At 52.3% G+C, this 24,746-nt stretch carries 21 protein-coding genes, 2 tRNA genes and 2 rRNA genes; 20 read left to right on the top strand and 5 right to left on the bottom strand.

Translation table 11 applies throughout. From position 1 onward, the window contains the following. The first annotated feature begins 8 nt into the window (after window positions 1-8). From gyrB to C7E10_RS06920, 5 genes are all read left to right on the top strand, one after another. Window positions 9-1,949 carry a DNA topoisomerase (ATP-hydrolyzing) subunit B gene (gyrB, locus tag C7E10_RS06940; protein WP_105326610.1) on the top strand — a complete coding sequence of 647 codons (1,941 nt, stop codon included), beginning with the start codon at window positions 9-11 and terminating at the stop codon, window positions 1,947-1,949. 7 nt (window positions 1,950-1,956) lie between these two features. After that, window positions 1,957-2,652: a thiamine diphosphokinase gene (locus tag C7E10_RS06935; protein ID WP_105326609.1), complete on the top strand. Its 696-nt coding sequence runs from the start codon at window positions 1,957-1,959 to the stop codon at window positions 2,650-2,652. Window positions 2,653-2,655: 3 nt separating this feature from the next. Further along, window positions 2,656-3,426 (top strand): sulfite exporter TauE/SafE family protein, encoded by a 771-nt coding sequence (locus tag C7E10_RS06930; RefSeq protein ID WP_105326608.1) that lies wholly within the window; start codon window positions 2,656-2,658, stop codon window positions 3,424-3,426. Between the two features lie 49 nt (window positions 3,427-3,475). Continuing rightward, a complete protein-coding gene (gene gyrA, locus C7E10_RS06925) occupies window positions 3,476-5,974 on the top strand; it encodes a DNA gyrase subunit A (RefSeq protein WP_105326607.1) in 2,499 nt (832 codons plus the stop codon). A 422-nt stretch (window positions 5,975-6,396) separates the two neighbouring features. Next, window positions 6,397-6,837, top strand: a complete 441-nt coding sequence (locus tag C7E10_RS06920; RefSeq protein WP_105326606.1) for a hypothetical protein — start codon at window positions 6,397-6,399, stop codon at window positions 6,835-6,837. A 49-nt stretch (window positions 6,838-6,886) separates the two neighbouring features. On the opposite strand, the gene C7E10_RS06915 is transcribed toward C7E10_RS06920, so the two are convergent. Further along, window positions 6,887-7,573: a LysR family transcriptional regulator substrate-binding protein gene (locus C7E10_RS06915; RefSeq protein ID WP_231085704.1), complete on the bottom strand. Its 687-nt coding sequence runs from the start codon at window positions 7,571-7,573 to the stop codon at window positions 6,887-6,889. A gap of 12 nt (window positions 7,574-7,585) precedes the next feature. Further along, on the bottom strand, window positions 7,586-7,813 hold the full coding sequence (locus C7E10_RS12310) for a LysR family transcriptional regulator (protein WP_231085703.1): 228 nt from the start codon (window positions 7,811-7,813) through the stop codon (window positions 7,586-7,588). Window positions 7,814-8,008: 195 nt separating this feature from the next. Here C7E10_RS12310 and C7E10_RS06910 point away from each other — a divergent pair, with 195 nt between their 5' ends. Further along, window positions 8,009-9,661, top strand: a complete 1,653-nt coding sequence (locus C7E10_RS06910; RefSeq protein ID WP_268802715.1) for an NAD-dependent malic enzyme — start codon at window positions 8,009-8,011, stop codon at window positions 9,659-9,661. A gap of 116 nt (window positions 9,662-9,777) precedes the next feature. Here the strand turns inward: C7E10_RS06910 and C7E10_RS06905 are convergent, their stop codons facing one another. From C7E10_RS06905 to C7E10_RS06895, 3 genes are all read right to left on the bottom strand, one after another. After that, window positions 9,778-10,374, bottom strand: coding sequence for a LysO family transporter (locus C7E10_RS06905; RefSeq protein ID WP_105326604.1), 597 nt, complete (start codon window positions 10,372-10,374; stop codon window positions 9,778-9,780). Continuing rightward, on the bottom strand, window positions 10,371-10,670 hold the full coding sequence (locus tag C7E10_RS06900; protein ID WP_105326603.1) for a LysO family transporter: 300 nt from the start codon (window positions 10,668-10,670) through the stop codon (window positions 10,371-10,373). Before C7E10_RS06900 ends, C7E10_RS06905 begins: the two co-directional genes overlap by 4 nt. Window positions 10,671-10,744: 74 nt before the next feature. Then, window positions 10,745-11,164, bottom strand: a complete 420-nt coding sequence (locus tag C7E10_RS06895) for a hypothetical protein (protein WP_105326602.1) — start codon at window positions 11,162-11,164, stop codon at window positions 10,745-10,747. Window positions 11,165-11,498: 334 nt separating this feature from the next. Here C7E10_RS06895 and C7E10_RS06890 point away from each other — a divergent pair, with 334 nt between their 5' ends. From C7E10_RS06890 to C7E10_RS06825, 14 genes are all read left to right on the top strand, one after another. Beyond that, a complete protein-coding gene (locus tag C7E10_RS06890; protein ID WP_105326601.1) occupies window positions 11,499-12,674 on the top strand; it encodes an ABC transporter substrate-binding protein in 1,176 nt (391 codons plus the stop codon). Window positions 12,675-12,752: 78 nt separating this feature from the next. Continuing rightward, entirely contained in the window at window positions 12,753-13,649 is an 897-nt protein-coding gene (locus C7E10_RS06885; protein ID WP_105326600.1) for a branched-chain amino acid ABC transporter permease, read from the top strand. Between the two features lie 9 nt (window positions 13,650-13,658). After that, on the top strand, window positions 13,659-14,627 hold the full coding sequence (locus tag C7E10_RS06880) for a branched-chain amino acid ABC transporter permease (RefSeq protein ID WP_105327407.1): 969 nt from the start codon (window positions 13,659-13,661) through the stop codon (window positions 14,625-14,627). After that, complete coding sequence (locus C7E10_RS06875) at window positions 14,602-15,372, top strand: ABC transporter ATP-binding protein (RefSeq protein WP_105326599.1); 771 nt, start codon at window positions 14,602-14,604, stop codon at window positions 15,370-15,372. Before C7E10_RS06880 ends, C7E10_RS06875 begins: the two co-directional genes overlap by 26 nt. Further along, window positions 15,372-16,076, top strand: a complete 705-nt coding sequence (locus C7E10_RS06870) for an ABC transporter ATP-binding protein (protein WP_105326598.1) — start codon at window positions 15,372-15,374, stop codon at window positions 16,074-16,076. The genes C7E10_RS06875 and C7E10_RS06870 overlap by 1 nt, the downstream gene beginning before the upstream one ends. A gap of 16 nt (window positions 16,077-16,092) precedes the next feature. After that, the gene (locus tag C7E10_RS06865; protein WP_105326597.1) at window positions 16,093-16,761 is read left to right on the top strand and encodes a CBS and ACT domain-containing protein; all 669 of its coding nucleotides are present in this window, start codon (window positions 16,093-16,095) and stop codon (window positions 16,759-16,761) included. Further along, window positions 16,742-16,948, top strand: a complete 207-nt coding sequence (locus C7E10_RS06860; RefSeq protein ID WP_105326596.1) for a DUF951 domain-containing protein — start codon at window positions 16,742-16,744, stop codon at window positions 16,946-16,948. Before C7E10_RS06865 ends, C7E10_RS06860 begins: the two co-directional genes overlap by 20 nt. Window positions 16,949-17,073: 125 nt before the next feature. Then, window positions 17,074-17,808, top strand: coding sequence for a hypothetical protein (locus C7E10_RS06855; protein WP_105326595.1), 735 nt, complete (start codon window positions 17,074-17,076; stop codon window positions 17,806-17,808). A 75-nt stretch (window positions 17,809-17,883) separates the two neighbouring features. Then, entirely contained in the window at window positions 17,884-18,537 is a 654-nt protein-coding gene (locus C7E10_RS06850; RefSeq protein ID WP_105326594.1) for a DUF805 domain-containing protein, read from the top strand. 63 nt (window positions 18,538-18,600) lie between these two features. Further along, window positions 18,601-19,245, top strand: a complete 645-nt coding sequence (locus C7E10_RS06845) for a DUF805 domain-containing protein (RefSeq protein WP_105326593.1) — start codon at window positions 18,601-18,603, stop codon at window positions 19,243-19,245. A gap of 382 nt (window positions 19,246-19,627) precedes the next feature. Continuing rightward, window positions 19,628-21,183: ribosomal RNA gene (locus tag C7E10_RS06840) — 16S ribosomal RNA — on the top strand. Between the two features lie 109 nt (window positions 21,184-21,292). Further along, a tRNA-Ile gene (locus tag C7E10_RS06835) sits at window positions 21,293-21,369 on the top strand. A 24-nt stretch (window positions 21,370-21,393) separates the two neighbouring features. Continuing rightward, window positions 21,394-21,469, top strand: a tRNA-Ala gene (locus C7E10_RS06830). Between the two features lie 336 nt (window positions 21,470-21,805). Continuing rightward, a 23S ribosomal RNA gene (locus tag C7E10_RS06825) occupies window positions 21,806-24,711 on the top strand. The 16S and 23S rRNA genes sit together here with 2 tRNA genes alongside, the layout of an rRNA operon. Window positions 24,712-24,746 lie beyond the last annotated feature (35 nt).

Here is a 24,746-nt window from a genome sequence, read left to right as displayed (position 1 = left end):
AGGTTTGTATGGCAAAGAAGAAACAATCGATTGAAGAAGAAATTGCCGTCCATGGTGATTACGGCGCTGAGCAGATCCAGGTATTGGAGGGTCTGGAAGCCGTCCGCAAGCGTCCCAGTATGTATATCGGCAGCATCAGCGGCAGAGGGCTGCACCACCTGGTGTACGAAGTCATCGACAACAGTATCGACGAAGCGCTGGCTGGCTACTGTGACCACATCCACGTGTTCATCCATGATGACAACAGCATTACCGTTACCGATAACGGCCGCGGTATTCCGGTAGAAATGCATAAGGTGGGCAAACCCGCCATTGAAGTGGTTATGACCGTGCTCCACGCCGGCGGCAAGTTCGGCGATGGGGGCTATAAGGTTTCCGGCGGTCTGCACGGGGTTGGCGTATCCTGCGTAAATGCCCTGAGCAAGCGCATGGTGGTGGAAGTCAAAAAGAACGGAAAAATCTACGGCATTGAATTTTCCAAGGGCAAAACCACCCGTCCCCTGTACGAAAAAGGCACCTGTCCGGAAAACGAAACCGGGACCAGCGTAACCTTCTGGCCCGATGACACCATTTTCACGGAAACCGTGTACAGCTACGATACCTTGAAGCACCGGATTCGGGAACTGGCTTTCCTGAACAAGGGCGTCAAGATCCAGCTCACCGACGAAAGATCCGGCGCCGATGAGACCTTCCACTACGAAGGCGGCATTGTTTCTTTTGTGGAATTCATCAACAAGGGCAAGGAAGCCCTGCACGAACCCCCCATCTACGTGGAAGGGGAACGGCAGGATACCATCGTGGAAGTGGCCATGCAGTATACGGACGCCTACACGGAAAATATCTATACTTTTGTCAACAACATCAATACGGAAGAGGGCGGCACCCATCTGGCCGGCCTGAAACAGGCCCTGACCCGGTGCATCAACGATTACGCCCGGAAAAACGGACTTTTGAAGGAAAACGAGGAAAACCTGTCCGGGGACGATGTCCGGGAAGGTCTTACCTGCGTCATGAGCTTGAAGGTCCGGGAACCCCAGTTCGAAGGCCAGACCAAGACCAAACTGGGCAACAGTGAAGTCCGGGGCATTGTGGACAACATGGTGTCCGAAGCCCTGACCGAATACTTCGAAGAAAATGCTCCCGTAGCCAAGAAAATCATCGATAAGGCCGTTATGGCCAACCGGGCACGGGCTGCTGCTAGAAAAGCCAGGGACCTGACCCGCAGAAAGTCTGCTTTGGAAGTCAGCTCTTTGCCGGGCAAACTGGCTGACTGCTCCAGCAAGAATGCGGAAGAAACCGAAATCTACCTGGTAGAAGGGGACTCCGCAGGCGGCAGCGCCAAACAGGGCCGGGACAGAAATTTCCAGGCCATCCTGCCGCTGCGGGGCAAGATTTTGAACGTAGAAAAAGCCCGTATGGACAAGATGCTCAACAGCCAGGAAATCCGGGCCATGATTACGGCCTTTGGCTGCGGCATCGGGGAAGAATTCAATATCGAGAAGATCCGCTACGGCAAGATCATCATCATGACCGATGCGGACGTGGACGGGGCCCACATCAGAACCCTGCTCCTGACCTTCTTCTACCGGTATATGAAACCCTTGATTATCCACGGCAATGTGTTCATTGCCCAGCCGCCCCTGTACCTGATCCGTACCGGGAAAAAGCACACCTACGCCTACAGCGATGACGAACTCCAGCAGAAACTGGATGAAGTGGGCAGAAACAACAACCCCTACGTGCAGCGCTACAAAGGCTTGGGCGAAATGAACCCGGAACAGCTGTGGGAAACCACTATGGATCCTAGCAAGCGGACGGTGCTCCAGGTACAGCTAGAAGATGCGGCCAATGCCGATTCCATTTTCTCCGTGCTTATGGGGGACAAGGTTGAACCTCGGCGGCAGTTCATCGAGGAAAATGCCGGCAAGGTTACCAACCTGGACTTCTGAGGCAGCTATGGGTACCCAAATACTGCTTCCCCAGGGCAAGTGGGAACTGACCAAGGACTCTGGCGCTCCCCTTGTGGTGGTGGCCGGCGGCCGGCGGCCGGATCCCCAGTGGCTGCGGAAAGCAGCAGGGGACCTGCCCCTTTATGCGGCGGACCGGGGCGCGGACCACTGCGCCAAAGCCGGCCTGACGCCCCGCTTTTTGTATGGGGATAGGGACAGTGCGGCGCCCGGCGCCTGGGAAAAATTTGTCCAGGCCGGCGCCAAGGTGAAAACCTTTCCCGTGAACAAGGACGATACGGACCTGTCCTTGATTCTCCAAGATATCAAGGTCCCTTGTCTGGTTCTGGCCACCGGGGTTTGGGGCGGCCGGGCGGACCATTTGTTTGGCAATCTTTATTGCCTGCTGTCCTGTCAGAAGCGGGGCAGCACCGTGATTTTGGCTGATGAACAGGAAATCCTGTGTTTTCTGGGCCCCGGTGAGGGCGCAGCCTTTACTCCCGCTGGGCGCAGGCCCGCGGCTGTAAGCCTGCTCCCCCTGACGGCGGAAACCACAGTGAGTATTGAAGGGGTCCGCTGGCCCCTTGACCATTCCTCTTTAACCCAGGAAAATCCCTATGCAGTAAGCAACAAAATGACAGAAGCTGTGCTCACCGCCTCTTGTCAGGCGGGCTGGGCCGGACTATATCTGACCTGGAAGGAGTAGGGAATGGAAACCATCGTTTTTTCGTGGCATGATTTGGTGTTTTTGCTGGTGGCCGGGTTTGTGGGCTCTTTTGTGGATGCAGCCGTAGGGGGCGGGGGACTGATTACCATTCCCGCCTACATGGCGACCCCTCTTCCCATGCCCGTTGCCCTGGGCTCCAACAAGTTTGCGGCCAGCATCGGCGCCATTACCAGTTTTTTTACTTTTGTGCGTTCCGGCAAAATCGACCGGAAAATTATCAAAATGATGCCCTTATCCGCTATAGGCAGCGCCGTAGGCGCTTGTCTGGTTTCTTTGGTACCGGACCAGATTCTGCGGTACATCGTGGTCATTTCCCTGATTGCGGTGGCGGTGTACACCTTTAAGAAAAAAGAGTGGAACGGCGTCAACGAAATGACGGAAATGAGCCGGACCATGGCGGTGGGCATTGCCTTTATGGCCTGGTGCCTGGGCATGTATGACGGCTTTTTCGGTCCGGGAACGGGAACGTTCCTGATTTTTGCCTTTTTATATTTTGGCTATAATTTTGTTACCGCAGCAGGCAATGCCAAAACCCTGAACCTGGCCAGCAACCTGGGCGGGCTGGTAGCCTTCCTGGTCTTGGGCAAGGTATATTTCTGGTACGCGCTGCCCATGGGTCTGGTGGAAATTGCCGGAGCCCGGCTAGGTGCCAGAATGGCCATCAAAAAGGGTGTGGGTTATATCCGTACCCTGTTCTTGATCGTAACCATCGTGCTGATCGGCAAGCAGGTTTATGATCTGTTCTTAAAGTAAACAATTAGCAGCAAAGCCCGGGAGGGCGCAGGAAAGGAAGCGTGAGAACGTGGATGATCAGCAAAATGATAAACAGACCATCACGGCAGGCAAGGTAATTCCCGTATACGTAGAAGACGAAATGCAGAAGTCGTACATCGACTATGCTATGAGTGTTATTGTACAGCGGGCCTTACCGGATGTGCGGGACGGTTTGAAACCGGTTCACCGGCGCATCCTGTATGCCATGAACGAAGCCGGCATGCTGCCGACCAAAGCGTATAAGAAATCCGCCCGTATCGTGGGCGATGTTTTAGGTAAGTATCACCCCCATGGTGACTCCTCCGTATACGACGCCATTGTTCGGCTGGCCCAGGATTTCTCCACCCGGTATCTGATGGTGGACGGCCACGGGAACTTCGGTTCCGTGGATGGTGACCCTGCGGCTGCCATGCGGTATACCGAAGTGCGTATGGGCAAGATTGCCGTAGAAATGCTGCGGGATATTGAAAAGGATACGGTGGATTTCATCCCCAACTACGATGAATCCCTGAAGGAACCCACCGTGCTGCCGGCCAAGGTACCGGCTCTTCTGATCAACGGTTCCGCCGGTATTGCCGTAGGTATGGCCACCAACATTCCGCCCCACAACCTGAACGAAGTGGTGGATGCCTGTGTCATGCTTATCGACAATCCGGACTGCACCATTGAACAGCTGATGAAAGCCATCAAAGGACCGGACTTCCCTACGGGAGCCAAGATTCTGGGCATCAACGGCATTCGCCAGGCCTATACCACCGGCCGGGGCGTTATCAAGGTGCGGGCCAAGGCGCATGTGGAACCCATGCCCAAAAACAAGAACCGGATTGTGGTGACTGAGATTCCCTACCAGGTCAACAAGGCAAAACTCATTGAGAGCATTGCCCACCTGGTGCAGGACAAGGTGCTGGAGGGCATTACGGACCTAAGGGATGAATCCGACCGGAAGGGTATGCGCATTGTCATCGAGCTCCGCAGCGATGTGGTGCCCGAAGTGATGCTGAACCAGCTGTACAAGCATACCCAGCTCCAGGATTCCTTCGGCATTATTATGCTGGCCCTGGTCAAAGGCCATCCCCGGATTTTGAATCTGAAACAGATTCTGGAATATTATCTGGAACACCAGAAGGATGTCATTACCCGGAAATGCCAGTACGAACTGCGCAAAGCCAAGGAACGGGCCCATATCTTGGAAGGCTTGAAAATCGCCCTGGATCACCTGGACGAAGTCATTGCCACCATCCGGGCCAGCGCCAACGGCGACGTAGCCAAGGCAGCCTTGATGGACAAGTTTGCCTTGAGCGACAAGCAGGCCCAGGCCATTTTGGATATGCGTCTCCAACGCCTGACCGGTTTGGAACGGCAGAAGATTGAGGACGAATACCAGGAAGTTATGGCCAATATTGCCTATTTGGAGGACGTGTTGTCCGACGAACATAAGATTATGGGTATCGCCCGGGAAGATCTGCTGGACGTGAAGAAGCGTTTTGGGGATCCCCGGAGAACCTCCATTGTACCCGATGCCGGGGAACTGGAAACCGAAGACCTGATTGCTGAGGAGGACGTGGTCATTACCATCAGCCACCAAAGCTATATCAAACGTCAGGCCCTCACCAACTTCCGCAACCAGAACCGGGGCGGCCGGGGCATCAAGGCCGGCAGCGGCAAGATTGTCAAGGAAGACAACAAGGTGAAAGGGGACTTCTCCGAACACCTGCTGATGGCCAGCACCCATGACAATATCCTGTTCTTTACCAATCGGGGACGGGTCTACCGGCAGAAGGGCTACGAAATTCCGGAAGCCGGCCGTACCGCCAAGGGAACCTATATCCGGAACCTGTTGCCGCTGGAAGAAAACGAAAAGGTCAACGCCGTGATTGCCGTCCACAGCGGCATCAGTTCTGACGAAGACAAGTTCCTGTTTATGGCTACCAACGCCGGTATTGTAAAGCGTACCAGCGTCAGCGAATTCAAGTCCGCCCGGAAAGGCGGCCTGATTGCCATCAACCTGGACGAAGGGGAAGAACTCATTGACGTGAAGCTCACCTCCGGCAAGAACGATATCCTCCTGGCTACCCGGGACGGCTACGCCATCCACTTTAACGAAGAGGATGTAAGGCCCATGGGCAGAACCAGCCACGGGGTACGGGGCATTCTGCTGCGGCCTCACGATACGGTGGTTTCCATGGACAGCTGCCTGGACGATACGGGTGAAGTGCTGACCGTAACCGACAAGGGACAGGGCAAACGGACGGATATTTCCGAGTACCGGGTTCAGAACCGGGGCGGCAAAGGTATCATCAACCTGAAAGTCACCGATAAGACGGGCCTGATTGTAGGGTCCAAGTTCATTACGGAAAAACAGGAAATCATGCTGATTTCTGCAGCTGGCATCATCATCCGGATGAATGCGGCGGATATCTCCACCTATGGCAGAAATGCCCAAGGGGTGAAACTGATGGATCTGGAAAGCGGCGATAAGGTTGCTGCTCTGGCCATTGTGAATACCGTGGATGAAGAAGACGAATAAAGCGTAAAAATAGGCTTGTGCACAACTGCACAAGCCTATTTTTTGCCCCAATGGTGGAAAACTCTGTGGATAACTGGATAAAAAGCTGTGGCATACAGAAAAGTGAATGTAAAAAGTGGCGATAAATGCCCACAGACAGGGAATTTTGGTTAAACCCCTGTGGATTTTCCCCAAAGTTATCCACAATTCTTGGGGATAACTTGTGTATAAGTGGATAAGCCCCTCCGGATTTTGTAGTACGAACAGCTTTTCGCACAAAATATAGCTCTAACCCCAGAAGTTATCCACAGAAAATGTGGATAACTTCCCGATTTTTGGGGATAACTTTGTGCATAAGTGGATAGCTTGACGAAAGCCGGAGAATGCTCTATCCTGTTATTGTTAGATTTGATGGAATCAATTGAATTGAGGAGGAAGTTAGTATGGCAGAATTAAACAAGAGAGCCCAAGCATTCCAAGAATATTTGGACAAGAAAGATCCGAAAGCATTTCAGGTACAAGCCATTGAAGGGGACCGGTTCCACACCGCCGTATTCCGTTCCCATGTAAATATTGATGGTACGCCCGTGGTCCTGGTGGTTCTGTTGGACGACACGGCTTTTGGCATGATTCGGGTGCTGCTGGCCCCCAAGGCCCTGAAGGACAACAACAAGGAAGCCCTGGAAAAAATGATCACCGATTTCAACCAAGGCTACAAGGCTTTCAAGTTCTATCTGGATCCGGAAGGTTCCCTGATTCTGGACCTGTGCGTAGTGTTCGAAAACGAAAGCATCAATGGGGATATGTTCTATGCCCTGTTCGACCTGATTACCAAGGAAATGGGCCAAAGATACAAAGAAATCATGAAGACCATTTGGGAATAAGTTCCCTAAAAAAAGCCTTCTCCAGCTGCAGCAGCTGGAGAAGGCTTTTTTATTTTTTAGCAGAGCTGGACGGTTCCGCTTTTTGGGGTGGTTCCAAAGGCTGGATAAACCTGGACTGCTTGACGAAACGGATAAATTCTTCCATGGCCGGATGCAGGCGCACATTTTTGTTCCACACCAGGGTAATAAAGGCCGGATGGAATTCGGTAATGGGAATGGCCGCCAGGTCCGGTTCCTGGCTGGCAATTTCTTCGGTAAGAAAACCGGCAGCCGCTTCACTGCGGATGTATTCCAGGATGGTGAAGACCTGGGAGGTCTGGTGGACAATCCGGGGCTGCACCTCGCTGACTGCAAACATCCGCTTGATATAGGTGGTCTGGTCAAAATGGTCGGAAAACATGACCAAAGGCACGTCCTTCAGCTCTTTCAGACTCAGGGATGTTCTGCTGGCCAGGGGGTGGTCCTTCCGGACAAACAGTTTCAGGTAGCTTTTCCGCAGCAGCAGGTGGTGATAGGGCTCTTCCGGCATATGGTTGGTAACGCACAGGGCAAAATCAATTTCCTGCCGGTCCAGCAGCTCGTATAGCACATTGGTGGTTTCCTCGATGGTTTCGATGGTGGTTCGGGGATGTTCCTTTAAAAAGGCACCGTGGAGCTTGGGGAAAATGGTGTTTCCCCGCATGGTGGCCACCCCAATCCGCAGCAGGGTCCGGCTGTGTGCCAGATTCTTTACCACCTGGCACAAATTCTAGTAATGGTTCTCGAACTGCTGGGCGTGTTCCAGCAGAATCCGGCCCTGGGGGGTGACCTGGATGTTGTTCCGGTTGCGCTGGAACAGGGCTACCCCGCATTCCTGCTCCAGTTCCTGCATGGCCTTGGAAATCCCGGGCTGGGAGATATGACATTTCTCTGCGGCTCCGGTGAAGCTGCCGCATTGGCAGACAGCAATAAAGTATTCGATTTGGGTCAGTTTCATGGGGCACCTCCTTCTGTCTTTATTATAACTAAAAGTTTGGGTGAAGAACAGAAATGTATTTTACTTTCTTTTTCTGCCTGTGTAAAATTGCTACAGAATCACGAAAATGTATTTTGTATGCACTGAAATAAAAATAAATCTGTAGCCGGTCCCAACCACCGACGAAGTCAGGCCAAGGCCTGGAAGAAAAAGGAGATAAGTACAATGGCTGCAACGAAAATGGGTTATGATTTGTTAAACGATCCCTTCCTGAACAAAGGCACTGCCTTTTCTTTGGAAGAACGGAGAAAATACGGGCTGGTGGGCATTCTGCCGCCCCATGTGGAAACCCTGGAACTCCAGGCCCAGCAGGCTTACGAAAATGTTTGTGAACGGCCTAACCGGGCAGTACAGCGCCACTATCTGATGAAGCTGTTCAGCCGGAACCGGACCCTGTTCTTTTACCTGTTCTCCCATCAGCTGGAACAGCTGCTGCCCATTTTGTATGCTCCTGGCGTAGCCGAAAGCGTCAAGCAGTACAGCGAACTGTTCACCACTCCCCAAAACGCCGTCTACCTGTCCATTGACGCCATGGGGGATATCGAAGAAGCCCTGCGCAACGGGGCTGCCGGCCGGGATATTGAACTGATCGTAGTTACCGACGGGGAAAGCATTCTGGGCATCGGGGACTGGGGCACCAACGGGGTCAGCATTTCCACCGGGAAAATCCTGGTGTACACCGCCGCTGCCGGCATTGACCCGGCCAAGGTGCTGCCGGTGGTACTGGATGCTGGCACCAGCCGCCAGAGCCTGATTGATGACCCGTTGTACCTGGGGCTGCACCACAAACGGATTGTGGGCGCTGCCTACGATACCTTTGTGGACCGCTTTGTGAGAACGGCTGAAAAGCTGTTCCCCAACCTGTACATCCATTTTGAGGATTTTGGACGGGAAAATGCAGCCCGTCTGCTGGACCAATACGCCAACCAATTTGCCGTCTATAACGACGATATTGAAGGCACCGGGGCGGTAACCCTGGCAGCCATTCTGGGCGCCCTGAAGATTTCCGGGCAGAAGCTTACGGACCAGAAATTCCTGTGCTTTGGCGCCGGCACCTCCGGCATGGGCATTGTGCGCCAGGTCTACGAAGAAATGCTGCTCCAGGGCCTGACCCCCCAAGAAGCCCAGGACCGGTTCTACCTGGTGGACCAACAGGGCCTGCTGTTTGAGGATTCCGATGCCCTGACCCCCCAACAAAACCTGTTTACCCGCAAGAGAACGGAATTTGCGGACAGTCACGACCTGGACACCTTGGAAAAAGTGGTAAAAGCCATTCATCCTACCATTTTGGTGGGCTGCTCCACGGTGGGCGGTGCCTTTACAGAAAGCATCGTCAAGGAAATGGCTGCCCATACGGAACGCCCCATTGTCTTCCCGCTGAGCAATCCCACGGAACTGGCAGAAGCCAAGGCTGCGGACCTGATTGCCTGGACGGAAGGCCGGGCCCTGGTGGCTACCGGCACTGCTTCCCAGGAAGTGGGATACCAAGGGGTGAAGTACCAGATTGGCCAAGCCAACAACTCCTTGGTGTTCCCGGGGATGGGACTGGCCGTAACTGCCTGCCACGCCAAATGCGTGTCCCAGGGAATGCTGGCAGCTGCTGCCCATGCCCTGGCTGATGAAGTAAAGGTGGAAAACGCCGGTGCCTCTGTGCTGCCGCCGGTTACCCATCTCCAGGACTTCACGGTGGTGCTGGCCCAGAAGGTGGCCCAGCGCATTGTAGAAGAAGGCGTCAACCAAAAAGCCATTGCCGACCCTGCCCAAGCTGTTTTGGACAGCCAATGGACAGCTGAATATAAAGAGCTGTAAGATTCCAGCCGCAAGGCCTCCTGGGATAAATCACACACAAAAAAAACAAGGAAGTGACCAGCTATACGCTGGCTGCTTCCTTGTTTTTTTGTGCGCTGTAAGGGGAAAATTGGCCCTTAGGGCATGAGAAAGGTCAGGAGAAAGGGAATCTCCAGAGTCAGAAGAAAACCGCTGACAAAGCCCAAAATGGCCGCAGGGGTATTGATGTACTTTAACAGTACGGGCATGGTGGAGTCCATAGTACTGGCGCCGCCCAGGCCGATACAGGGAAATTTGTACCACCGGGTCAAAAGGGGCACGGAAATAAAGCACAGCAGTTCCCGGAGGGAATTGGCAATAAAGGCAATGGCGCCCACCTTGGTGGAATACAGGGAGCCGATAACCACGGACGACAGGCTGTACCAGCCCATACCAGCGCTGACCAGGAGGCTGTCCCGGGAGGGTAGGCCAGTCAAAAGGCCAAATAACGTGCCAAGGGTCAGGCTCCCCAGGGTGATGGCCGCAGGAATGGCCAGACAAAGGCTTAAATTCCTGGGCGTGACGAATTGCCGGATTAGAGCCTTGTTTTCCCCGATTTCAATGCCGGAAACAAAAATCATGATGTTCAGGGCGTTCATGAGAATGGTGTCCAAAAGGGGCCCCTGGTCCGGGGTCAGAAAAGCATATCCCGCGCCAAAGCCCAGCACCAGGGAGAGCAGAATGAGCCGGATCATTTCTTGGCCTCCTGGAACAGGGTGTGGATTTCCCGGGCAAAAATCCGCTCTACTATCAGGAGCAGCAGAAAGCTGCCCAGCATGCTGCCCAGGCAGATGGCCAGGGACTGGATGCCCAGGGTGCGCAACTGGACAAGCAGCTGGGGATTGCTGCCAATTTTGGCTGCAAGGCAAAAAATCATGGTGCATAGGGCCGCCTGGGAAATGCGGCTAAGGCCCAGCTTTATTTTGTAGGAAAACAGGTTTACCAAGCCGGCCGCAATGCCCAGCGCCATGCAAAGCAGGATAACGGTCATGAAGTCAGCTCCTTTTCGTAATTTAGGTACAAGAAAAGCCGGCAGCTGCAGCAGCCGGCCATCATCCAGCGGGATTAGAGGGTAAAAGCCAGATGTCCCAATACGTATAGGGACAGGCCCCGGATTACCAGCATGAACCAATGGGTGGGAAACCGGATGCCTGTTTTGGGGTCCCGGATGGCCATACCAGGAATCTGGTAGAATACGGCCAGCTGCTCATAGCCGGACAGAATCAGCAGCATGGAGGCGGGCTCCCATAAAATATCATCAAATAAAATCAGGAACAGGCAGTAGAAAAAGAAAATCAGCCGCCCCAGATAAAAAAGCAGGAAAAACAGGAATCCCTGGTCAATGACAATAATCCGAACCGGAGAGGGGCGCTTGCTGCGCAGCAGCCCGGGAAAGGTCTGCATATAATAATAGATGGTCTGGTACCGGAACAAAAAGATAATTTCCAGCAGCCAGCAGAATAAGGGAACCACATGGATATGCATAGGCTGATCAACGCTCCTTCCGCCTTTCATTATACACGATAGGTCCATATCCTGACAATTTCTCTTTCTGTCCGGTTATTGTTCTGAAAATAGGATTCCATGTAAAATCTGAATGCATGAAATATATCTTTCACAATAGACAAATGTCCATTAAATACATACGCTTCACAAAATGTACATAAAAACGGTATACAAATTAAAAATTCGCATCAATTTTGTAAAAAGAGTATTGCAAAACCGCGAATAAGTACGTATAATAGGCTTAACTTGCAAGGCCGGCCGTCTTTCGTACAGCTCCCTGGCAAGAATCCCCTAGAAAGCAAAGGTGTTATGGATGAAAGGATGGAAAAAAGCGGTCGGCGCTATCGCCATGACAACGGTAATGGCAACCATGTTTGCAGGCTGCGGTGACAGTAAGAAAGAAGCAGCTAACAGCAATGAAATCAAGGTGGGCGCCCTGTTTGAACTCACCGGCAACGTTGCCAACTACGGTAAATCCTGTTACAACGGATTCCAAATGGCTATTGATGAAGTCAATGCCAAAGGCGGGGTAAACGGCAAAAAGATTACTATTGTCCAGGCGGACAACAAATCCGAGCCCTCTGAATCTGGCAACCAGGCAACCAAGTTGATTTCCAAGGATAAGGTTGCTGTTATTGTTGGACCTGCTACCAGCGGCTGCGTATCCGCTGCCACGCCTGTAGTCACCAACGCCAAGGTTCCTCTGATGGCTCCTGTAGCTACGGCACCTGGCATTACGGTGGATGAAAAAGGCAAGGTTCGTCCCTACATCTTCCGTGCCTGCTTCACGGATCCGTTCCAAGGCAAGGTTATGGCAACCTTCGCGGTTAAGAGCCTGAACGTGAAGAATGTGGCTATTTTCTATGATTCTTCCAGTGACTATTCCAAAGGCCTGATGGAAGTATTCGGCAAGACTTTGGAAGAAAACGGCGGCAAGGTTGTAGCCAAGGAAGCTTTCCTGGCTAAAGACCAAGATTTCAAGGCAGCCCTGACCAAACTGAAGGCTGCTGATCCTCAAGCCCTGTATGTACCGGCTTATTATGAAGAAGTTTCCAAGATTGTAAAACAAGCTCGTGAAGTTGGCCTGGATTGCCCAATCCTGGGCAGCGATGGTTGGGATTCCCCGAAACTGGCAGAAATTGCTGGTGCTGATGCTCTGAACAACACCTACTTCAGCAGCGCTTATTCCGCACAGGATCAAGATCCCCATGTACAACAGTTCATCAAAGACTACAAAGCCAAATACAACGCAGAACCGGATACCTTTGCCATCCACTCCTATGATGCAGGCCTGGTTGTAGCCGAAGCCATCAAGAGAGCTGGCGGCACCGATGGTACCAAGATTGCCGACGAAATGGCCAAGATGAAAGATTTCCAAGTAGCCACTGGGAAATTCACCCTGGATAAGGATCACAACCCTGTATCCGGCGGTATCATCATCGAAATGAAGAACGGCGTACAGACCTTCAAAGAAAAGATTAACCTGTAAGTTTCAAATTCAGTCTATATGGCGTTGGGTCAGGCTCAACTGACCTGACGCCAAAATTTTTCCAAAGGAGGAAGGCTTATGGACACGGGTTCTTTTGCTTTACAATTTGTACAGCAAATTGTAAACGGGGTGTCACTGGGCAGCATTTATGCGCTGATTGCCCTCGGGTACACCATGATTTATGGCATCATCAAATTAATTAACTTCGCCCACGGTGATATTTACATGGTGGGTGCCTATATTGGCTATGTAGCCACCAGCAAGTTTGGTTTACCTTTTTTGCCTTCCATCGTTTTGGCCATGCTGGGCTCCGCTATTGCTGGTATCATCATTGAACGGATTGCCTATCGCCCCATGCGGAACGCACCCCGGATTGCGGCCCTGATTACCGCCATCGGCGTATCGTTCTTTCTGGAAAACGGCATGATACTTTTGGTTACGCCCCAGCCCCGGACCTTCCCGGCAATTTTTGCCCCCACGGTCTATAACATCGGCGGCATCATCATCAACAACCAGCAGATCATCATTTTGGTAAGCACCTTTATCCTGATGCTGGTTCTGACTTACATCGTTAACCGGACCAAAGCCGGCAAGGCCATGAGAGCGGTAAGCTATGATGCAGACGCAGCCCGGCTCATGGGCATCAACATCGACCGGGTTATTTCCATGACCTTCGCCCTGGGTTCTGCCCTGGCTGCTGCCGCCGGCGTACTGGTAGGCATCTACTACAACTCCATTGATCCCCTGATGGGCATGATGCCCGGTATCAAGGCGTTCATTGCAGCTGTTGTAGGCGGCATCGGCATTCTCCCCGGCGCTATGCTGGGCGGCATCATCATGGGTCTGGTAGAAGCCATGGTCAGCGGCTTCTTCTCCTCCACCTTCCGTGATGCAGCAGCCTTTGCCATCCTGATTATCATCTTGCTCTATAAACCTACGGGCTTACTGGGCAAGAACGTGAAAGAGAAAGTGTAGGTGGGAGCCATGAAAAATTTACGCAAACAGGATTTACTGGGCCTGGGCATTTTTGCAGTGATTTTTGTGGTATTCTATCTGCTGTTTGACCAGGAAGTTTTGGATGACTATTGGGAAACCAACGTCATCATGATTTTGATCAACATCATCCTGTCCGTAAGCCTGAACCTGATCAACGGCTTTACGGGACAGTTCTCCATCGGCCATGCCGGCTTTATGGCAGTAGGCGCCTATGTTTCCGCCATTATTACCGTAAAACTGGGAATGGACTTTGCCCTTGCCCTGATTGTAGGAACTTTGGCCGCTGCTTTCCTGGGCTTCCTGATTGGCATGCCCACCCTGCGGCTGGACGGTGACTATCTGGCCATTGCTACCCTGGGTTTGGGGGAAATCATCCGGATTGCCATCCTGAACATCAACTATGTAGGCGGGGCTTCCGGTTTCATGGGGATTCCCCGTTTGACCACCTTCCCCATTGCCTTCTGGATTATGGTTTTTGTGGTATACGTCATCAAAAACTTCAAGAATTCGGCAGACGGCCGTGCCTGCCTGGCCATTCGTGAAAACGAAATTGCGGCGGAAACCATGGGTATCAACACCACCAAGTACAAGGTTATGGCCTTCACCATTGGAGCTGGTTTTGCCGGTACCGCCGGTGCCCTGTTCTCCCATTACTATTACATTGCCCACCCGGCATCCTTTACCTTCATGCGTTCTTTTGATATCCTGACCATGGTGGTATTGGGCGGCCTGGGTTCCATGACCGGTGCTGTTACCGGTGCTGTTCTCTTAACCGCTATTTCTGCTGCTCTGGCAGATTATCCGGAATGGCGTATGGTCATCTACTCCATTGTCATGATTGTCCTGATGCTGAACCGCCCGCAGGGCCTGTTTGGCAGCAAGGAACTGAGCCTGAATATGTTTAAATCTATAAAGCTGGGAGGTGGATCTCATGGCGGAACTGCTCAAAGTGAATAACGCCTCCATGATTTTCGGCGGCCTGCGTGCTGTATCCAACTTGAATATGCAGATTGATGAAGGGGAACTGATTGGCCTCATCGGTCCCAACGGCGCCGGCAAGACCACTGCCTTCAATATGCTTACCGGGGTGTATGAACCTTCTGAAGGGGAAATCACCTTTGCCGGACAGCGGATCAACGGAAAGAAACCGTACCAGGTGACCAATATGGGCGTGGCCCGTACCTTCCAGAACATCCGTCTGTTCTCCGAACTGTCCGTACTGGACAATGTAAAGATTGCCTTTAACCAGCATATCCGCTATGGCCTTTTGGAAGCCATCGGCCGTTTTGGCCGGTACTTCTCGGAAGAAGCTGCGGTGGAGGAAAAAGCTTTGGAGCTGTTAAAAATCTTCAAGCTGGATAAGCTGAAGGATGAAATGGCCAAGAACCTGCCCTACGGCGAACAGCGCCGGCTGGAAATTGCCCGCGCCCTGGCTACGGGACCCCGCCTGCTGCTGTTAGATGAACCGGCAGCAGGCATGAACCCCCAGGAAACCAAGGAACTGATGGAACTGATCCGCTGGATCAAAAAAGAATTTAATTTAAGCATTCTTCTGATTGAACATGATATGGGTCTGGTAATGAGCGTCTGCCAGCGGATTTACGTACTGGAATACGGCATCTGCATTGCCAACGGGACCCCTGATGAAATCAAACACAACAAACGCGTAATCAAAGCGTACTTAGGCGAGGAGGTGTCCTGATGCTGAAGGTAGAACATTTGGATGTATTCTACGGGGCCATCCACGCAGTCAAGGATGTAAGCCTGGAAGTAGGCGATGGACAGATTGTTACCCTGATTGGGTCCAATGGGGCTGGAAAATCCACCACCCTGCATACCATTTCCGGACTGATCAAACCGAAAAACGGCAGCATCGAATATGACGGCCACGAAATCGTGGGCGTTCCGGCCCATAAACTGGTGGGCCAGGGGCTGGTCCAGGTCCCTGAAGGCCGTCACGTATTTTCCAACATGACGGTTATGGAAAACCTGGACATGGGCGCCTACCTGCGCAGTGACAAAGACGGTATTGCCCAGGATAAGGAAAAGGTTTTCGCCAAGTTCCCCCGGCTGAAAGAACGGGTGGGGCAAATGGCCGGTACCCTGTCCGGCGGCGAGCAGCAGATGCTGGCCATGGGCCGGGCCCTGATGAGTCGTCCCAAACTGCTGATTTTGGATGAACCTTCCATGGGTCTTGCACCCTTGCTGGTACGGGAAATCTTTGCTATCATCAAAGAGATCAACGAAGAAGGAACCACCGTCCTGTTGGTGGAACAGAATGCCAACATGGCCCTGTCCATTGCCGACCGGGCGTATGTATTGGAAACCGGACGGGTGGTATTGTCCGGCACTGCAGCCGAACTGGCAGCCAGCGAAGCTGTACAGAAAGCCTATTTGGGCGGCTGATGAGGAGGCAGAAACCATGTTAGTAAAAGAGTTGATGACCAAAGTCGTAAAGGTAGTGGAGAGCGAACAGTCCCTTTTGGAAATCCAGGAACTGATGCTCAACAACAATCTGCGCCGGGTACCGGTGGTGGATAAGGAAGGCCATTTGCGGGGTATCATCACCGATGGGGATGTAGCCCGGGCTACGCCCTCCGATGCCAGCACCCTGAGCCGGTATGAAGCCAACTACCTGCTGGGCAAGCTGAAGGTGAAAGATTTGATGACCAAAGCCGTCATTACCGTTAAGGAAGTGGACGGGGTGGAAGTGGCTGCTTACCTGATGTACAAGTTTAAAATCGGCGCCCTGCCGGTGGTGGACGACAACAACAAGGTGGTAGGCATCATTTCTGATACGGACTTGTTCAAGGCATTTGTGGACCTGATGGGCTATGCCCAAACCTCTACCAAAATCACCATCGATTCCAAGGATAAGGTGGGGGTTCTGGCAGAACTGGCCAACATTTTCAAGGATAGAGGCGTCAACATCATTTCCATCCTGACCCGTGATATAGGAAATGATGACCGGGAAATTACCATTCGTGCAGACCTGACCAACGCTATGGATGTTATCCAAACCATCCGTGACGCAGGCTACAACATTACTGATATCTCTACTTTGAAAGTAGATGATCCCAGTGTCCGGTAAAATTGATTATCACGTTGGCGACATTGTACGGATGAAAAAAGCCCATCCCTGCGGCTCCTATGAATGGGATGTGGTGCGGGTCGGTATGGATTTCGGCATCAAATGCCGGGGCTGCGGGCATTATGTGATGCTGCCCCGGGCCAAATTCGAAAAAGCGGTACGGGATGTATTGGAACATAAGGAATAAAAAGCAGGGGACTGGTGCCTATTGGCCGGTCCTCTTTTTTGCGCTGTAGGAGAAATTCTTCTTGCAGAAGGGGTTTCTTTTTTATGCTATAATGGAAAAATAAACAGGCGGAAGGAGTGGGGAGTATGGGAAACTGGAAGGCTTGGTTCGTCACAGCAGCCGTTTGTCTTATGACCCTGCTGCCAGCGCCGGCCCAGGCCGTGCAGTGGATGCCCCTGGGGGAAAGTGAAGAAGGCCTGGTCTCCATGGACCGGGACAGCCTGAAACTGACCCAGGATGAACGGTATCTCAAGGTCTGGGAAAAGGTGGAGTGGCCGATGGTCAGTGCCCAGGGTATTGCCGGAGAGCTGCGCCATCAGGAGTACGACCTGAAAGAGAAGAAATGGCGGCAGCTGAGCGTGTATGCCCTGAATACCAAAGGCCAAAAGGTCACCGGCAGCCGAAAAATCGGGGAATGGCAGCCCTTTCAGGCCATGACGGCCCTGTTTACCCGGGCCCGGTACGAATGGGACTATGCCCGGCTGAACGGCCCTTGGGTCTTCAGCAAGACTCTGCCCAAACTGGGTAAGAAATGGTTCAATCCCCAGACGTTGGAGAAAAAAGGCAGCGATACCTATGAAGTGTGGGAAAAGACCTGGCTGAAGGAACCGGCAAACGGTACGGAAATTCTCCTATCCCATACCCGCTATGATCTGTCCAATGGAAGGGCACGGACCCTGTACCTGTGTACCTTCAACAGCCAGGGCGTCATGACGGACCACTACGCTGTCAGTGATGCCTGGAGCCAGAAAACGGACCAGTTTGGCGAATATATCGGTCCCATGCTGGCCAGCTATTACGCCCAGCATCACCACTCATAAAACACAAGAGAGTTGAATAAAAAGAAATTAATGATATAACTCTATAGAATATATGGACAAGAAAGGAAGAATGTCATGAAAATCTGCCCTAAATGCCATAAAATGTATGAAGATAGCCAAAACTTCTGTGCCCTTGATGGCAGCCGGCTGGAACTGAGCCCCGTGTCCCAAAGTATGAGAAAAGAGCAGCCTACTTCGGAAGAGACCCCGGTGATCCCGGAAAAGGAAGGCAAGGTGGTGGAGGCTGCCGAGCCCCAGGGAGAGGAAAAGCAGGCAGAAGCAGAAACGGAAGATACCTTCCAAAAGGAAGAACAGGAAGGACAAAAAGACTTTCAGCAGAATCAGTACGTCCCGCCCAAACCCAGCAGAGGGTTTGGACAGATGATGGAAGATAACTTCCCCAATCAGGAAAATTGGAAGGAACTGTACTTGAATACCCGGGGCCGGGTGCACCGGGGAGATTTTGTGTGCCGGTGGCTGTGGCTGCTCCTGGCCATGGTGCTGGTCAGCACCATCAGTGTGATTGTACCTGTCATCAGCAGCCTGGGCGGACTGGTGATTGTGGGCATGATCATCATGTTCCTGAGTTTGGGCATTCGCCGGCTCCATGACCGGAACCATACCGGCTGGTGGCTGCTCCTGATGCTGATTCCGGTGGTGCATCCGCTGCTCACCCTGTATCTGCTGCTTTCTCCTACGGAAGAAGCACCTAACCAGTACGGGGAATAAACCTAAAGAAAGAAAAGGTCTCTTGAGGCGTGTTTTGGTGGATTGGGGAAAGGGGGAAGCAGCGTGAAAATTTGTCCCCGCTGTTATAAGATTTATCCGGACAGTGAAAATTTCTGTTCCGAAGACGGAACGCCGCTAAAGCAAAGTCCGGGAGTGCAGGGCGGAAGTCCGTCTGGAACCAGATCCCAGCAGGGGGAAACCGTACTCCATATATCCGTGGAGAAGCTGCGGCCGGGCGATGAAGCCCTAAGGGACGGGCAGCCCCTGTACAATCCCTATGCCCAGGGGGAGCCCCATCGGTCCTGGAAACGTATGCTGGAAGATAATCTGCCGGACCAGGATACGTGGCGGCAGCTGTATCTGAATTTTAAAGGCCGGGTGCACCGGGGAGATTATTTCTGTCGGTCCCTGTGGCTGGGGGCGGCGGATCTGGTGGTGGCACTTTTTGCCTATACCCTGGGAGACGTCATCGGCCTGGGGGACGACTTTGTGCTGCTGCTGGAAGGCACTGCGGGCGTCGTCCTGATATTGATGCACCTAAGCCTGGGCGTTCGCCGGCTTCACGACCGGAACGCCAGCGGCTGGTGGATGCTGCTGCTCCTGATTCCTGCCCTCCAAGGACTGTTTTTGCTGTACCTGCTGCTGGCGCCTACTCCCTGGAAGCCCAATCGGTATGACTACACCGAAACCAGGGAGAACTTCCCCTGACAACGGCGTTTTTGCTAGCCGTTTGGCAGGGGGAATTTTTTTCTAAAAAACAGTTGACGACCTTCGATATCTGTGCTATTATATACAAGCTTTCTCGTTACGGAAACGCAGCGAAAGGCCTGGCGGTCCTTAGAAGGAAAAAGCGCCAATCACGATTTAAAAAATAAATTTTAAAAAGTGGTTGACAAAAACTTCTAAGTTTGCTAGAATAAACAAGCTGTCAGTGAGACAGCAGCGACGAACTTTGAAAACTGAATATTGATTGACAGATGTGCGGGTCAAGTCACCTTTACGGTGATGAGATCGAGTCACTTCGAGACAACGAAGTAAAAAAATCAAAGCTAGTATTTTCAAGAGCCAAGCGGCTTTTCAAAATAATTCTATTTTGGAGAGTTTGATCCTGGCTCAGGACGAACGCTGGCGGCGTGCTTAACACATGCAAGTCGAACGGAGAATTTATTTCGGTAAATTCTTAGTGGCGAACGGGTGAGTAACGCGTAGGCAACCTGCCCTCCAGTTGGGGACAACATTCCGAAAGGAATGCTAATACCGAATGTGATCCCTTTTCCGCATGGAGAAGGGATGAAAGATGGCCTCTATTTATAAGCTATCGCTGGAAGATGGGCCTGCGTCTGATTAGCTAGTTGGTGGGGTAACGGCTCACCAAGGCGATGATCAGTAGCCGGTCTGAGAGGATGAACGGCCACATTGGGACTGAGACACGGCCCAAACTCCTACGGGAGGCAGCAGTGGGGAATCTTCCGCAATGGACGAAAGTCTGACGGAGCAACGCCGCGTGAGTGATGAAGGTCTTCGGATTGTAAAACTCTGTTGTCAGGGACGAATGTGCGAACGTTGAATAAGCGTTTGTATTGACGGTACCTGACGAGGAAGCCACGGCTAACTACGTGCCAGCAGCCGCGGTAATACGTAGGTGGCAAGCGTTGTCCGGAATTATTGGGCGTAAAGAGCATGTAGGCGGGCTTTTAAGTCCGACGTGAAAATGCGGGGCTTAACCCCGTATGGCGTTGGATACTGGAAGTCTTGAGTGCAGGAGAGGAAAGGGGAATTCCCAGTGTAGCGGTGAAATGCGTAGATATTGGGAGGAACACCAGTGGCGAAGGCGCCTTTCTGGACTGTGTCTGACGCTGAGATGCGAAAGCCAGGGTAGCAAACGGGATTAGATACCCCGGTAGTCCTGGCCGTAAACGATGGGTACTAGGTGTAGGAGGTATCGACCCCTTCTGTGCCGGAGTTAACGCAATAAGTACCCCGCCTGGGGACTACGATCGCAAGATTGAAACTCAAAGGAATTGACGGGGGCCCGCACAAGCGGTGGAGTATGTGGTTTAATTCGACGCAACGCGAAGAACCTTACCAAGGCTTGACATTGAGTGAAAGACCTAGAGATAGGTCCCCTTCTTCGGAAGCACGAAAACAGGTGGTGCATGGCTGTCGTCAGCTCGTGTCGTGAGATGTTGGGTTAAGTCCCGCAACGAGCGCAACCCTTATCCTATGTTACCAGCACGTAATGGTGGGGACTCATAGGAGACTGCCAGGGATAACCTGGAGGAAGGCGGGGATGACGTCAAGTCATCATGCCCCTTATGTCTTGGGCTACACACGTACTACAATGGTCGGCAACAAAGGGCAGCAAAGCCGCGAGGCAGAGCAAATCCCATAAACCCGACCCCAGTTCGGATCGCAGGCTGCAACCCGCCTGCGTGAAGTTGGAATCGCTAGTAATCGCAGGTCAGCATACTGCGGTGAATACGTTCCCGGGCCTTGTACACACCGCCCGTCACACCACGAAAGTTGGTAACACCCGAAGCCGGTGAGATAACCGTAAGGAGTCAGCTGTCTAAGGTGGGGCCGATGATTGGGGTGAAGTCGTAACAAGGTAGCCGTTCGAGAACGAGCGGCTGGATCACCTCCTTTCTATGGAGAACCGTTGGGTACTACGGTACATCAACTATTCTCGTCGACGCACATCTGTCAATATCAATATTCTGTTTTGAGGGTTCTGCCCTCAAGATGGTAAGGAAATGGGCCCATAGCTCAGCTGGTTAGAGCGCACGCCTGATAAGCGTGAGGTCAGTGGTTCGAGTCCACTTGGGCCCACCATATTTTCCTAAAGGAATGTATGCTGGGGGCGTAGCTCAGCTGGGAGAGCACCTGCCTTGCAAGCAGGGGGTCAGGAGTTCGATTCTCCTCGTCTCCACCAATTACTTACTATCGTATGAACCTTGAAAACTTCATAGAAGAGACAAAAACAGTTTTGATGAAAATCAAAATTAAATCTACTACGTATTGTGATGAATATGTAGTAGAAACCTCTAATCTAAATGCGAATTTAGAAGACGAGTAACGAGAAAACTAGGAACGTAAATGTTCCTTAGTAGAACTAGCAGTTTTCACTGAAAAGTGGAAACGAAAGCTCCAGCAAGATTCGAGGCAGTTCGCGAAGCGAGGAAGCAAATTTCCGGAGATAATACACTTAGTATATCGAGGAAAATTTGTGACGAGCGACAAAGAAATGGCCGAATATTGCTAGGAGATAAGTCAAGCTACTAAGGGCATACGGCGGATGCCTAGGCACTAAGAGCCGATGAAGGACGCGGTAAGCTGCGAAAAGCTACGGGGAACCGCAAGCAGGTTTTGATCCGTAGATGTCCGAATGGGGAAACCCACCAGCCGTAATGGGCTGGTATCCTTAGGGAAGGGAACCCGGTGAACTGAAACATCTAAGTAGCCGGAGGAAGAGAAATCAAACGAGATGCCCACAGTAGCGGCGAGCGAAGAGGGCAGAGCCTAAACCGGGAAGCTTCGGCTTTCCGGGGTTACGGACTCACATAATTCAAGTTCATCCTAGCCGAATTACCTGGAAAGGTAAGCCACAGAGCATAAAAGCTGCGTAGGTTAAAGGACGAGCGAGAAGGTGAGTATCCAGAGTACCACGAAGCACGAGGAATTTTGTGGGAAGTCGGGGGGACCACCCTCCAAGGCTAAACACTACTTAGTGACCGATAGCGCATAGTACCGTGAGGGAAAGGTGAAAAGAACCGCGGGAGCGGAGTGAAAGAGAACCTGAAACCGTATGTCTACAAGCAGTCGGAGCGCAAGCGACGGCGTGCCTATTGAAGAATGAGCCAACGAGTTGCGGGCACTAGCGAGGTTAAGCAGGAAATGCGGAGCCGTAGGGAAACCGAGTCTGAAAAGGGCGATGAGTTAGTGTTCGCAGACCCGAAACTGTAGTGATCTACCCATGATCAGGTTGAAGCACAGGTAAAATTGTGTGGAGGACCGAACCGGTGAGTGTTGAAAAACTTTCGGATGAATCGTGGGTAGCGGTGAAATTCCAATCGAACGCAGAGATAGCTGGTTCTCCTCGAAATAGCTTTAGGGCTAGCCTCAAGCAGTAAGCATAGGCGGTAGAGCACTGATCGGGATAGGGACTGTAATGGTTACCGAACCCTGTCAAACTACGAATGGTTATGCTGCAGAGCTTGGGAGTCAGACTACGAGAGATAAGTCCCGTTGTCAAAAGGGAAACAGCCCAGACCATCAGCTAAGGTCCCCAATGCCATACTAAGTGGAAAAGGATGTGGGGTCTCATAAACAACCAGGATGTTGGCTCAGAAGCAGCCACCATTTAAAGAGTGCGTAATAGCTCACTGGTCGAGAGGCCCTGCGCCGAAGATTCCCGGGGCTAAAGTATGGAACCGAAGCTATGGATGCAAGCTTAGGCTTGCGTGGTAGAGGAGCGTTCCCATCGGGTTGAAGTCGTACTGTAAGGTACGGTGGACTGGTGGGAAGTGAGAATGTTGGCATGAGTAGCGAAAAGAAAGGTGAGAATCCTTTCCACCGAAAGCATAAGGATTCCTGAGCAACGATCGTCGTCTCAGGGTAAGTCGGGACCTAATCCGAGGCAAAGAGCGTAGGAGATGGACAACTGGTTGATATTCCAGTACCGGCAGCAATCGTTTGAACAATGGAGTGACGCAGGAAGGCAGGTCCGCACGAGATTGGTAGTTCGTGTGCAAGCATGCAGGCTGGTGTACAGGCAAATCCGTACACTGAGGCTGAGGTGTGACGCGGAGGGAACTTGTTCCCGAAGGGATTGAGCCTACGCTGCCGAGAAAAGCTTCTAGTGAGAAAGCTGCCGCCCGTACCGTAAACCGACACAGGTATGCGGGGAGAGAATCCTAAGGTGCGCGGGAGAACCCTCGTTAAGGAACTCGGCAAAATGTACCCGTAACTTCGGGATAAGGGTAGCCATCGTGGTGAAAGGACTTGCTCCTGGAGCCTAGGATGGTCGCAGAGAAGAGGCCCAAGCGACTGTTAACCAGAAACACAGGTGCCTGCGAAAGAGAAATCTGATGTATAGGTGCTGACACCTGCCCAGTGCTGGAAGGTTAAAGAAGGATGTCCGGGTTCGACCCAAAGCATTCGACTGAAGCCCCAGTGAACGGCGGCCGTAACTATAACGGTCCTAAGGTAGCGAAATTCCTTGTCGGGTAAGTTCCGACCCGCACGAAAGGTGTAACGATTTGGGCACTGTCTCAACGAGGGACCCGGTGAAATTGAAATACCTGTGAAGATGCAGGTTACCCGCGACTGGACAGAAAGACCCCATGGAGCTTTACTGTAACCTAATATTGGGTTCTGATATTTGATGCACAGGATAGGTGGGAGGCAGAGATGGTAGTCCTTTGGGATTACCGGAGCCGCCGTTGGGATACCACCCTTCAACTATCGGGATTCTAACCGAGCGAGTAACGATCGCCGGGACATTGTTAGGCGGGCAGTTTGACTGGGGCGGTCGCCTCCTAAAGAGTAACGGAGGCGCCCAAAGGTTCCCTCAGCGCGGACGGAAACCGCGCGCGGAGTGTAAAGGCAGAAGGGAGCTTGACTGCGAGCCAAACACGGCGAGCAGGTACGAAAGTAGGGCTTAGTGATCCGGTGGCATCCAAGTGGAAGGGCCATCGCTCAACGGATAAAAGCTACCCTGGGGATAACAGGCTAATCTCTCCCAAGAGTCCATATCGACGGGGAGGTTTGGCACCTCGATGTCGGCTCATCACATCCTGGGGCTGAAGTCGGTCCCAAGGGCTGGGCTGTTCGCCCATTAAAGTGGTACGTGAGCTGGGTTCAGAACGTCGTGAGACAGTTCGGTCCCTATCCATCGCGGGCGTAAGAGATTTGAAGGGGGCTGCTCCTAGTACGAGAGGACCGGAGTGGACAGACCGCTGGTGTACCAATTATCCTGCCAAGGGTATAGTTGGGTAGCTACGTCTGGAACGGATAAACGCTGAAAGCATCTAAGCGTGAAGCCATCCTTAAGATGAGATCTCTCACGGAGTAATCCGGTAAGACACCTTGAAGAACACAAGGTTGATAGGCAGGATGTGTAAGCACAGCAATGTGTTCAGCTGACCTGTACTAATATGTCGAGGGCTTGACTTAAACCGCAAGTCCAAGAAGTAAAGAACGTCTCTTCA

The organism is Acidaminococcus hominis (assembly GCF_900291475.1).
Taxonomy (GTDB): Bacteria; Bacillota; Negativicutes; order Acidaminococcales; family Acidaminococcaceae; genus Acidaminococcus; species Acidaminococcus hominis.
Note: the sequence above shows the minus strand (reverse complement) of the source record. Positions and strands in the feature narration are given on the sequence as shown.

Excerpts from the sequence above, each read along its gene's own strand:
- gyrB (WP_105326610.1), top strand. The coding sequence starts at position 9 with ATGGCAAAGAAGAAACAATCGATTGAAGAAGAAATTGCCGTCCATGGT.
- C7E10_RS06935 (WP_105326609.1), top strand. The coding sequence starts at position 1,957 with ATGGGTACCCAAATACTGCTTCCCCAGGGCAAGTGGGAACTGACCAAG.
- C7E10_RS06930 (WP_105326608.1), top strand. The coding sequence starts at position 2,656 with ATGGAAACCATCGTTTTTTCGTGGCATGATTTGGTGTTTTTGCTGGTG.
- C7E10_RS06920 (WP_105326606.1), top strand. The coding sequence starts at position 6,397 with ATGGCAGAATTAAACAAGAGAGCCCAAGCATTCCAAGAATATTTGGAC.
- C7E10_RS12310 (WP_231085703.1), bottom strand. The coding sequence starts at position 7,813 with ATGAAACTGACCCAAATCGAATACTTTATTGCTGTCTGCCAATGCGGC.
- C7E10_RS06905 (WP_105326604.1), bottom strand. The coding sequence starts at position 10,374 with ATGATCCGGCTCATTCTGCTCTCCCTGGTGCTGGGCTTTGGCGCGGGA.
- C7E10_RS06900 (WP_105326603.1), bottom strand. The coding sequence starts at position 10,670 with ATGACCGTTATCCTGCTTTGCATGGCGCTGGGCATTGCGGCCGGCTTG.
- C7E10_RS06895 (WP_105326602.1), bottom strand. The coding sequence starts at position 11,164 with ATGCATATCCATGTGGTTCCCTTATTCTGCTGGCTGCTGGAAATTATC.
- C7E10_RS06890 (WP_105326601.1), top strand. The coding sequence starts at position 11,499 with ATGAAAGGATGGAAAAAAGCGGTCGGCGCTATCGCCATGACAACGGTA.
- C7E10_RS06885 (WP_105326600.1), top strand. The coding sequence starts at position 12,753 with ATGGACACGGGTTCTTTTGCTTTACAATTTGTACAGCAAATTGTAAAC.
- C7E10_RS06880 (WP_105327407.1), top strand. The coding sequence starts at position 13,659 with ATGAAAAATTTACGCAAACAGGATTTACTGGGCCTGGGCATTTTTGCA.
- C7E10_RS06875 (WP_105326599.1), top strand. The coding sequence starts at position 14,602 with ATGGCGGAACTGCTCAAAGTGAATAACGCCTCCATGATTTTCGGCGGC.
- C7E10_RS06870 (WP_105326598.1), top strand. The coding sequence starts at position 15,372 with ATGCTGAAGGTAGAACATTTGGATGTATTCTACGGGGCCATCCACGCA.
- C7E10_RS06865 (WP_105326597.1), top strand. The coding sequence starts at position 16,093 with ATGTTAGTAAAAGAGTTGATGACCAAAGTCGTAAAGGTAGTGGAGAGC.
- C7E10_RS06860 (WP_105326596.1), top strand. The coding sequence starts at position 16,742 with ATGATCCCAGTGTCCGGTAAAATTGATTATCACGTTGGCGACATTGTA.
- C7E10_RS06855 (WP_105326595.1), top strand. The coding sequence starts at position 17,074 with ATGGGAAACTGGAAGGCTTGGTTCGTCACAGCAGCCGTTTGTCTTATG.
- C7E10_RS06850 (WP_105326594.1), top strand. The coding sequence starts at position 17,884 with ATGAAAATCTGCCCTAAATGCCATAAAATGTATGAAGATAGCCAAAAC.